The organism is Xanthomonas euvesicatoria pv. euvesicatoria, assembly GCF_020880415.1.
Taxonomy (GTDB): domain Bacteria; phylum Pseudomonadota; class Gammaproteobacteria; order Xanthomonadales; family Xanthomonadaceae; genus Xanthomonas; species Xanthomonas euvesicatoria.
In genome coordinates this window covers 1-10659 of record NZ_JAJIUJ010000118.1, presented here as the reverse complement: position 1 = coordinate 10659, position 10659 = coordinate 1, and the positions used below count along the sequence as shown (strand labels likewise).

The 10659-nt window shown below is 63.8% G+C and carries 8 protein-coding genes and 1 pseudogene; 5 read left to right on the top strand and 4 right to left on the bottom strand.

All coding sequences use genetic code 11. The features are described from left to right. The 3 genes from LN450_RS20620 to LN450_RS20610 form a co-directional block, all read right to left on the bottom strand. Positions 1–1494, bottom strand: a 1494-nt coding sequence (locus tag LN450_RS20620) for a carboxylesterase/lipase family protein (RefSeq protein ID WP_228884955.1), incomplete at its 3' end; no start/stop codon positions are given. Then, on the bottom strand, positions 1494–2411 hold the full coding sequence (locus tag LN450_RS20615; RefSeq protein WP_033479195.1) for a TrmH family RNA methyltransferase: 918 nt from the start codon (positions 2409–2411) through the stop codon (positions 1494–1496). The genes LN450_RS20615 and LN450_RS20620, both read right to left, overlap by 1 nt. Positions 2412–2701: 290 nt before the next feature. Continuing rightward, complete coding sequence (locus LN450_RS20610) at positions 2702–3271, bottom strand: GNAT family N-acetyltransferase (protein ID WP_011348399.1); 570 nt, start codon at positions 3269–3271, stop codon at positions 2702–2704. A gap of 509 nt (positions 3272–3780) precedes the next feature. Between LN450_RS20610 and LN450_RS20605 the strand changes: the two genes are divergently transcribed. Together LN450_RS20605 and LN450_RS20600 are read left to right on the top strand one after the other, a co-directional pair. Beyond that, the gene (locus LN450_RS20605; RefSeq protein ID WP_228884958.1) at positions 3781–4464 is read left to right on the top strand and encodes a hypothetical protein; all 684 of its coding nucleotides are present in this window, start codon (positions 3781–3783) and stop codon (positions 4462–4464) included. After that, positions 4451–4840 carry a hypothetical protein gene (locus LN450_RS20600; RefSeq protein ID WP_228884959.1) on the top strand — a complete coding sequence of 130 codons (390 nt, stop codon included), beginning with the start codon at positions 4451–4453 and terminating at the stop codon, positions 4838–4840. Before LN450_RS20605 ends, LN450_RS20600 begins: the two co-directional genes overlap by 14 nt. Before the next feature lie 324 nt (positions 4841–5164). On the opposite strand, the gene LN450_RS20595 is transcribed toward LN450_RS20600, so the two are convergent. After that, positions 5165–7840, bottom strand: a complete 2676-nt coding sequence (locus tag LN450_RS20595; protein ID WP_011348401.1) for a M1 family metallopeptidase — start codon at positions 7838–7840, stop codon at positions 5165–5167. Between the two features lie 395 nt (positions 7841–8235). On the opposite strand from LN450_RS20595, the gene LN450_RS20590 reads away from it, so the two are divergent. From LN450_RS20590 to LN450_RS20580, 3 genes and pseudogenes are all read left to right on the top strand, one after another. Further along, the gene (locus LN450_RS20590; RefSeq protein WP_011348402.1) at positions 8236–8877 is read left to right on the top strand and encodes a DUF1629 domain-containing protein; all 642 of its coding nucleotides are present in this window, start codon (positions 8236–8238) and stop codon (positions 8875–8877) included. 158 nt (positions 8878–9035) lie between these two features. Continuing rightward, entirely contained in the window at positions 9036–9695 is a 660-nt protein-coding gene (locus LN450_RS20585; RefSeq protein WP_011348403.1) for a DUF1629 domain-containing protein, read from the top strand. A gap of 32 nt (positions 9696–9727) precedes the next feature. Next, positions 9728–10659: pseudogene (locus tag LN450_RS20580) on the top strand (hypothetical protein); the annotation flags it as partial.

Genomic DNA, 10659 nt, shown 5'->3' with positions numbered 1-10659 from the left:
CACGCCTGCACATACCGCCGGACGCGCGTGCTTGATGGGTTGCACGCCACGCGCATCGAACTGCAGCCCCGCCTGTGCCGGCGCAAATGCCGGCCAAGCCGGCAGGCCCTTGGCATTCGGATTGCCCTGCTGCACGAACGCGGCCCAATAGCGCTGCAGGGACACCGGCGGCTGGCCGATCGGCAGATTCTTGAACAGGAACGGCAACTCGGCGCTATGTGTCACCTGCCCACCGGGCACCGCCGTATCGAACACGTAATGCCACACCGGCACGCCCAGCGCAGCCTGGCGTTGCGCCACGGTCACCGCCGGGCAGCGGAAGGTGAGATCGGTGGACAATTGCATGGATGCATTGCCTTGCCGCGCGGCGCGCTGCGCGATAGCGGCACGATGCGTTTGCAGGATGGTGTCGGCGTGGTCGGGATAGTCGCGGCGCACCCGCTTCTCGGCGCCGTCCTCGCCGCCATAGCGCAGTTCCTGCACCACGTAACCGATCAACAGTGGCACCTTTGCCTGCGCGCCGGCAGCCAGCAGTTCGGCCGGCGCACGTGGCAGCACGCGCCCGTCGACCACCGCCTGCAACCAGATATAGCCGTCGTCATCCAAGGCCGGCACATCCACGCCCTGCGCGGCCTTGAGCAGTTGGTCGGCCGGCAACGCGCGTAGTTGCGCCAGCCGTGTGGCCGAATCGTCGATGCCGGCACGTTTGGCAATGCTCACACCCAGCGCGCGATTGTCTTCCAGGCTGCGCGCCGGCAGGCCGAAGCCGGCAGTGCCGCTCTGTTCGATGGCTGCCGAGAACAGGCCACGTGCGAGCGGGCTGAGCATCAGCAAGCCCACGTCCTGGCCGCCGGCCGACTGCCCGGCAATCGTGACTCGCGCGGGGTCGCCGCCGAACTGCGCGATGTTGTCGCGCACCCATTGCAGCGCCGCGATCTGATCGAGCAAGGCGACATTGCCGGCGGCTTCGTTGTCGCCATCGGTCAGCTCCGGCAACGACAGGAACCCCAGCGCGCCCAGCCGGTATTGCAGCGTCACCACCAGCATGCCCTGCGCCACCAGGTTGGTGGGCAGATGTCCGTCGGCGCCGCCGGCCACGTTCGCGCCACCGTGGATCCATACGAACACCGGCAGCGGCTTGGCCGGATGCAACTGCGGTGTCTGCACTTCGACATAGAGGCAATCTTCGGTGCCGCGCCTGGCCATGGCGTTGTTCCAGCCCAGCGCCGGCTGCACGCACGGCGTGGCGGCCTGAGTGGCGTCGCGCACCTGCGTCCATGCGGCGACCGGTTGCGGCGGGCGCCAGCGCAGCGCGCCCAGTGGCGGCGCAGCGAAGGGGATCGCGCGGAAGACCGCACTGCCGTCGTCCTGCCATTGGCCACGCACCACACCATGATCGGTGCGCACCTCGGGAGGTGCCGCCGGCGTGGCGGCAGACGCGTTGGCACTGAACAGGCAACCGGTCGCAAGCAACAACGCACAAAAACGCACCATCAGTGTTCTCCGTTGAGCACGCGCGCGTGCCAGGCGGCCTGGAAGACCGCAGTGGCCGAGGCGACGTTGAGACTTTCCACCTTGCCGCTGCCGCGGATCGACAACTGCAGATCGCAATCGCGCGCGAAGGCGCGGTCCATGCCTTCGCTTTCCGCGCCCATCACATACACCAGGCGCTGCGGCAGCGCGGCGGCGAAGACGTCCTGGCCACCATCGACCAAGGTCGCGGCAATCGCAAAACCGGCCTGGCGCAGCTGCGCCATCGCCGTTGCAGTGTCGGGCAGTTGCACCAGCGGTACCGCTTCGGCGCCGCCTTCGGCCACGCGTGCCGCCGCGCCCGACAGGCCCAACGTGGAGCCGGCCGGCAACAACAGACCGGCCACACCGAAGTGCGCCGACGAGCGCAATATCGCCCCGAAGTTGTGCGGGTTGCCCACCCCGTCCAGCCACAGCGCCAGCACCGGGCCCTGCGGCAACGCTGCCAGCCATTCCTGCAACGGTTGCGGGGCGACGCGCAGCACCTCGGCGACGATGCCTTCATGGTGCGCACTGGCAGCGAGCTTGCTCAGATCGGCCTCGTCCACCACCCGATAGCCGATGCGCTGGGTCACGCACCAGGCCAGCAGCGCCTTGAACTGCGGAATGCGCGCCTCGCTTAGGTACAGCTTGCGCAGCGCCTGCGGGCGCGCCTTGAACACGGCCTGCACGGCGTTGATGCCGTACAGCCGCACCTCACGCGCGTTGCCGCTTGCTGCAGCGGCAGGTGGCGTGACAGCGGAAGTGTGCTGCGCTGGAGCGCGGGGTGCGGCACTGCGCGGTGCAGGTGTGCGCGGCGCAGCGCGGCCCCACGGGTTGTGAGAGGGGCCAGAGCCGCCGTCGCGTGGCGGCCGTCCGCCGCGTCCATCATGCTGTGTCATTGTCGGATCCAGGAGTTCGAGTTGCTTGCAGTGCGGAACGGCTGCTTCCGGCCGTTTCGCCGTCTGCGTGTCGATCGTGTTGCAGTACCGGTAAGGCCGCTGCCGCACAGGCAGTGACGCCGATGGTAAGCCACCGGCGCGATGGTCCGTACATGGCGGCTGCGCCGAAGCATGTTGAACGTTGCGCCGCTCTGCGGGGGCGAGGTTGAGGTGGCCGACTGCGCGCAGCATCTGCAAGACTCCTGCGGCGGCCATTTCCAGTCCTGCAGCTGGCCATCATGTGCATGCAATCACGCAGGGGCGGATGTGCACACCGGCACGCCAACCGCAACGGGTGGATTCACCCGCGCGAACACACGCAGATCGTGCAGCCCATCCGGCTTGAGCAGCGCACAGCGGCTGACGCCTTCTTCGACGAAGCCATTGCGCAGCAACACCGTGGCCGATGCAGGATTGCGATCGAGCACGGTGGCCTGCACACGATACAGCGGTCGTGTCTGCATCGCCCAGGCGACATACGTGCCCACGATGCGTGTCATCCAGCCGCGGCCCCAGTACGTGCGACCGATCCAATACCCCAGCTCGGCCGAGTAGCGACGTTCGCCCTGCCCTGGGCGCACTGCGATCGTGCCGCAGGCCCGGCCATCGATCTCGATGGCCAGCACCGGGTCTCGCAAATCGACAACCCTACCCGCTAGGAACGCTTCGCCATCGGCACGGGTATATGGGTGAGGGAATCGCTCGCTCAATCCGCGCGGCACCAACGGGTCGTTGGCATGCCGCACCAAGGCATCCAGGTCGTCTGCACGCCAGCGGCGCAATACGAAGCTCTCGCCTCGCAGGTGTATCGCCTGATCCATACCGGCACTCGCGGTGGCGGACGCGCCATGCTGCTCCCACCGCCGCGAACGCGCATTCTGCGCTTGCGTGCCTGCGCGCGAGCGGATCGATTCGCCAGAGCCGACAGCCGTGCCTGCATTGGCGTGAGGTGTGTGGCTGCTCCGACACCTGAGTCGATCAAGCTCCACGCAGACCACCTGCGCGCCGCGTTTTGAGACGACTCGCTGCAAGCGCCCATTCGTCTCGGTACGAGAACCAAACGGGGTTAAATATGCGAATGCGATACAGCGCATGCTTGTCGAAAGTATGCGTATTTGAGCGCTTAATTCGACGAAAAACCACAAGCGGAACTTTCATAGCCCGGTCATCTTCAGCGCCCCTTTGGCCGCATAGCAATCATCTCGACGAACAATCATCCATTGCCCCCGTCTACATCTCGCGACTGTGCCAGGCCGATGTGCATTCGTGTGCATAGCTCTGGCGGCACAGCTCGACTTCTCAACTTTTTTAACTCGCTTTGGAGAGGCTCTTGAATTCCGAATCACCGACCCAGCGCTCCGCGTCACGCCGTTATGCGAGCGCTGCAGCGCTTCTGTTTCTAACTCTGGTTGGCATGAGTACTACCGGCACCGCGTTTGCGCAGACCCAGGCGCCGGACGCACGACTCACGCGCGTGGCCAATCTCGCCGGCCAGCACAAGCCTGCTGGTGTCCCGCAGGACTATGTGCAGACGCCGTTCGGTTATTTCGCGCCTGCCTGTGTTCGTCATATTGGCGCTAGCGAACGTATTCTTGCCGACGGCACGCTGCAAAAAGCCAATGGTATCCAGGAACAATCTGCGCGCTGCAGCCAGGATAATTTCACCTCCAACGGCGTTCGGGTACGGCCCAATGGTCTTGGTCTGGACGGTCAGGAGGTCCGCCGCGGCGCGTCCAGCGCTGCCTTCAAAAAGCGCAGCCCCGTCCCGGCTGCCATCGACCACGCCTACATCAGCTCAGCCGGGTACTACAGCGGGGTCGCCCGGACGCATCGTGGCGAATTGGAAAGTGCCGCCGAACCCAACCAACGTGGCGAGGCAGACGATCTACTTCTTTCCGGCATTGCAAAGCGATACGCCTGTCATTCTGCAACCGGTACTGGGTTACCGCGGCGAAAGCAACAGCTGGGACCTGAGCAGTTGGAACTGCTGCAAGGAGGGCGTGGTCTGGTATAGCGATTTCATTCCAGCCAAGAGCGGCGACCAGATCAACGGGGACGTCTATGCGATATGTGCTGCCGGAAGCGTCTGCTCAAGCTGGAACATCGATACCCGCAATGTCACCAGCGGACGCAGCGTAAGGCTCAGCACTACCTCCTATGGCGATCTGACCCAGATCATGGCGGGCGCACTGGAGGTGTACTCGGTGGACAGTTGTGACGAGTATCCGGCGAGCGGCAATATCACGTTCACCGGGGTGGCCGTATACGACTACCGGATGAAGCAGGTCAGGTCGCCGCCGTGGGAGGAGATCATCGATAACTCCGGCCTCGATTTGCAATGCAACTACCAGTTGGACACTACCTCCACCACGGCAACCATCCACTACTAAAAGCGTAATTTCGCGCCGCCGCTAGAAACCGGCGGCGCTTCACGCTCGCAGAGAAACCGAGGGATGGCAACGCCGCAGGTCGTGCGGTCCTATAGCTGAGCCGCTTGCTGCATCGCCAGTGGCGGCCTTGGCTAACATCGGCTCAGCATGAGGAAGCAATCACTCCAACCTGGCACGTTGTTGTGGCGCCCGTGCCACATCAACGCGTGTAGCACTTTCGCCTGCGGCCGATGCAGTAGAACCAACCTCACTGGATGAGTGATGATCCCGAGTCGCTCACGCCAGGCCGGTGGGATCTTGCGTTGCCACCGGAGCGGATGGCCTTTAACGCTTGCGGGCCTGCGCCTGCCGTAGCGCAGCGCACAGGCGGATGGTCTCGCCGGTCTGCGCCAGGCCACGGTCGGCGCCACTGAGCTTGGCCAGGCGCGGCTTGAAGAACGCATCCAGGCGATCGGCCTCGTCCACGCTGCAGCCACCGGAAGCACCCAGCGCCGGCAACCCGCCACCATCGAACGAGCCACTGCGTTGCACGATGCGGTCGAAGTTGGCGGTGAACCAGGCCCACATCGACTCATGCGAACGCTCATCGCTGTGCCCGCGCATCAGCAGGCTTTTCATCTCGCCTACCTTGATCGCGTCGGTCAGCGCGAAATCGCGCACCTGCTTCAGCAGCGCCGGGTCCTGCACCGCACCCAGTGCGGCGATCATGGCGTTGCGCTGGGCCGGGTCGGCATGCGTGCGCAATGCATCGATCAGCGCCTGCACTGCCGGTGCGCCGCGTTCCTGGACAGTCACTGCCAGCACGGTGCCGAGCAAGTCCGGGTTGGCGGCGGAGAAATCCAGCGCACCCTTGCCGCCGGCCAGCACCGCATCGCCTTGCGCCAGCAGGGCCTTGCGGACCTCTGCGTTCTGCAGACGCAAGGCGAACACACTGGCCAGCGACGTGCGCAGTGCGGTGTCGTCGATCGACTCACCGCTGCGCCGCGTGTAGCCCAGCGCACGCAGACGCGGCAGGTACGCCTGTTCGGCGGCCTTGCGCAATGCGCCGCGCTGGGCCTCGGTGGTGGCCTGGTAACGCCAGATCCACCCGAAGCGGTCCAGCAACGCGGTCGACACATCGGCCGATGCCGACGGCGCCAACTGCGCGAGCGCTGCCAGCACGGCCGCGTTGTCGGCATCGCCGTGACGGTACGCCGCATTGATCGCATCGGCGTAGGCGAGCTGTTCGTTATCGTCCAGCTGGCCGACCTGCTTGCCCAGCGCCGCCAACTGCTTGCTGGGCAGCGAGAAACGGTAATAGCCGGCGCCACGCGCATTCGGGAACACCCAGGTGTTCTTGCCGGCGCCTTCCAGCACGATGCTGCCGCTGCCGCCCTCAAGCAACTGGCAGGCGGTGCCAACCTGGTTCTTGCCCTTGCCGTACTTCACGCACACCGGCACGCCCCACTGTTGCGCGGCAGAGCCGCTGGAGCCCAGCGGCAGGTAGCGTTGCTGCTGCAGCTTGACCACGGTCTTGCCGCCTTCGCGCGCCACCTGGGTCTGCAGATACGGCACGCCCGGCTGGTTGAGGAAGCTGCGGAATGCGGCCTTGAAATCATCGCCCTTGCCGGCCGCTTCTGCGATTGCATCGACCAGGTCATCGGCGGTGGCGTTGCCGAACTTATGCTTGGCGATATAGGCGCGCATGCCCTGACGGAACACGCCTTCGCCAACGAAGGCTTCAAACATCGCCAGCACCGCCGCGCCCTTCTGGTAGGTGATGCCGTCGAAGGCGGTTTCGATATCGCCATTGCCGGTGATCGGCTGGCGAATCTTGCGTGCGCTCACCAGGCTGTCGTTTTCCATCGCATGCTGCGCACCGCCGATACGGTCCAGATTGGCGTGGTATTCCGGATGCAGCTGCATGGTGATCTTCTGCTGCATCCAGGTCGCGAACGCTTCGTTGAGCCACAGGTCGTCCCACCACGCCATGGTCACGGTGTCGCCGGTCCACTGATGCGCCAGCTCGTGCGCATTGACGTTGAAGGAACGCTGCACGTTCTCGGCCGGCGAATCCTTGTCCAACAACAGCAGCCAATCGCGGAAGGTCACAAACCCCGGGTTTTCCATCGCGCCGGCGCTGAAGTCCGGCGCTGCGACCAGATCGAGCTTGTCGAACGGATAACCGAAGGCGTAGTAGTCCTCCAGCGCGGCGATGATGGCCGGGGTCTGGTCCAGTGCGGGGGTGATGCGCGGGCCCTGGCCCTTGGCGGCAATGCCGCGCAACGGCGTGGCGTTGGGGCGCTGCGGGGTGGCCGGCATCGGCGCCACATCCACCACGTCCCACGGGCCGGCGGCGTAGGCGACCAAATAGGTCGGCAGCGGCACGGTCGGGGCGAACGTCACCGTCTTCCAGCCCTTGCCGGCCGGCTTGGTCGAGGTCGCGATGGTGTTGGCCAGTGCCTGGTCATCGCTGGGCACGGTCAGGCTGATGTCGAACGGCGTCTTGAACGCCGGCTCGTCGAAGCCGGGGAACGCGTAGCGCGCACTGATCGGCTCCATCTGCGTCATCGCATACGCCTTGCCCTGGTATTTCACCTGGTAAAGGCCCTGCAGCTGTTGGTTGAGCGGCGCGCTGTAGGCGATCTCCACGGTAAGCGTCTGCGGCGAGAGCGTGCGGCCGAAATCCAGCCTTGCCACGCCGGTTTGCGCATCGGCTTCCACGTAGCGTGCAGTCAGCGCCTTGCCCTTGCCGGGCTTGACGGTGACCTTGCTGACCTTCAATTCCTTGCCGTGCAGCCAGAGATGGTCGGACGCCTGCTTGAGCTGCACGCGGATGGTGGTGCGGCCGCTGAATTGCGTCTGCTCCGGGTCGATCTTGAGCGCGAGGCTGTAGCGCTCCGGTACTGCCCAGGTCGGTAGACGACCATTGGGAACCGGCTCGCCGGACGACTGTGCCAGCACGTTGCCGCAGCACAACGCAAGAAGAGAGGGAGCAATCAGGCAGGTGAGACGACGCATTGGCAATTCCGGTCAAGGTAACCGCCGAAGTCCACCACAGCAGGGCATGACTGTCATGTGACCTTCGTCATTGCCCGGACTGGCTGGGTACGAAAGCGTCGACTAAACGGCGGCAGCAGAGGGGTATGCTCTGGGGCAAAATCCTTCAGATGCCATCTAGCTTCCGACACGCAACGCACGCGTCATAGGTGACAGTAGCCGACTTCACACCCACCCCGCTCCTAGCTACAAACCGATGGAAATCATCTCCAGCAAGGAGCCTAGCCCCTATCGAATGAGGCGACGAAGAACTAGCTTGGCTAGGCATTTCAGCAGTGCCTTAGCTCCCATCATTTGCCAGGGATAAGCTATCCCCAGCAGGCGGAAGCCAACCCAACACGTACGAGATCCAGCACATGGAATCAGTCACCCCGAACAAACCCGCGCTAGGCGCCTACTACATGTTCGAGCCGGACGTGGAGAGCAACCGCTCGGCCTGCGGGGTGCAGTTCACCAACAAGCGCCAGCTTCTTTCATCGCCACGGTTGATCTTGCGCCCGGACGAAGGTGGCTTCCCGCCGTTGCGAGAACTCCCGCTGCTAACTCTTGAGCCCAGCGCAGGCCCCGAGCCACGAGACCTGGAGGCAGGGTTCAGTGGCTATTGGCTGATATCCGCGCGCCTCCATGACGTGCGGGCGTCGGTGGATCCCGAGGCGTTTGCCTTTGCGGAGGTGGATTACCGCATGGCCGATGGAACTCCAGGTGCCCGCCACTACCTTTGCGACGTGGTGCGCGAGCGAGATGCGCTCGATGAGGCTGGATCGCGGTTGAAGATCAAGATTGATGACGACTATGTGCGTGGGAAAGTCTATTCGTTGGCTGGCGGCGCGAGCTTGGCTTTCCGCAGCGAAGCGCTGAAGGGGGCTCATGTGTTCCGCACGCCCTTCAACCCCACGGCCTTCTGCGACCAAGTCTTCAAGGCCGCGGTCCTCGCATCCGGCATTCCTGACAGCGCCGAAGCTAGCGGCATTTCTTTAGTCGACGCATCGGATATTTGATGCCGCCAGGCGACGAGGAAGGAGCCTGCGCCATGCCAAAATATAGGCCTCATTCGAGGCAACCAAATATCTAACTTAACTAGGCATTCCAGCATTTTCTTACTCTTTCATCAGTGGCTGGGAGGTAAGCTTTCCCAGCACGCAGAGGCCAACCCAAAATGGACGAGATCCAGCACATGGAATCAACCATCCCGAACAAGCCAGCGCCAGGCTTTTTTTTCATGTTTGTGTCTGACATGGAGAGCAACCGCCCGGTCTGCGGGGTTCAGTTCACCAACGAGCGCGAGCTTCTTTCGCCGCCACGGCTGATCCTACGGCCGGAAGATGGTGGGTTTCCGCCCCTTCGCGAAACGCCACTGCTGACCTATGAGCCAAACGCAGGCCCCGAGCCACGTGACTTGGAGGCGGGATTCAGTGGCTACTGGCTGGTTTCCGAACGCCTCCATGACGTCATGGTGGCCGTGGATCCGAAGGCGTTTGCTTTCGCAGACGTGGACTACCGTCTAGCCGACGGAACGCCAGGCCCGCGCCACTACCTCTGCGACGTGGTGCGGGAGCTGGACGCTCTCGATGAGGGCGCATCGAGGTTGCGGATCAAAATCGATGGCGACTATGTGCGCGGGAAGTTCTACGCTATGGCGGGTGGCGCGAGCTTGATATTCCGCCGAGAAGCGCTCGCAGGGGCTCACGTCTTTCGCACGCCTTTTAATCCCAAGGCGTTCTGCGACCACGTCTTCAAGGCCGCAGTCCTCGCTGCCGGCATTCCCGACGATGCGGAATCCAGCGGCATCTCGTTCATCGACGCGTCGGATATTTGATTCCACGAGGCAACGAGGAAGGAGCCTAGGTCATGCCAAGCAGCAATCCCCTGTTCCAGAGCCACCATGCTCTCGAACAGCAAGTGTTCTCCGAAGATCCCCTGTTGCGGACGTTGGTGCGGTCAGGGCGTTTCGACAAGGACGCGGCCACCAATCTCATCAACCTGCCAAATGACAGAGCGCTGGCCCACGCTTTGGGTGTGAGCCCCCATTCGGGTGGGCCGCTACGCGCATACAGAACTGGCACGATGCTGGCTTTGTCAGATCTGGCTTCAACGAAAGACGGCTTCGCCGCGTTGAATGGGGACCAGGGCGCGCTGGACCGGATGGCGATGAAGGTCCAGCGGTTAAGCGATGCGGCACAGGTGGCATTGATCAACGGGGAACTCCACACCAATGCCGGTCTGAACCAAACCAGGGACCAAGCACGGGCCATCACAAACGCTTTTTTCGATGACCCGATAAGTAACCTGCCGACGAGCTACGCCTCGAAGAATGTGGCACAGATGGATGCGCACGGGCAGGCGAGCTGGAACATACGGCAATGGGCGGTCGTCACGCACAACGAAGGTCGGATCGTTTCCACGCTCAACCACCTTCAAAGTTCAGGGCAACCGTTGACCCGCGGCGGCAACCCCGAGCTTCAGCGGCATGGCTTAAGTCAGGCTATCTCCGATGCTTACCACGGTGGAAAGCTGACGCTATCGCCCGGTGGCGTGGCCGTGGTAGAGAACACCTTGGGGGAGGAAGCCGCCAGACCTTTGCGAGTTCCTCGCGGTCAAAGCGGCGCGGCGTCCATGGAAGTATTGCTGGGTAACGCGTCGACCAGCACTTTGGTGCGCTCCGGCGGCTTGCTGGCCACCGGCGCAGACGCAGTGCTGACTGCTCGCCGTTCCGCCGAGTTGCTAGAACAGGGCAATGCCACGGCCGCGCAGTCCGAGGTCACCCATGCACTGGCCCGTAA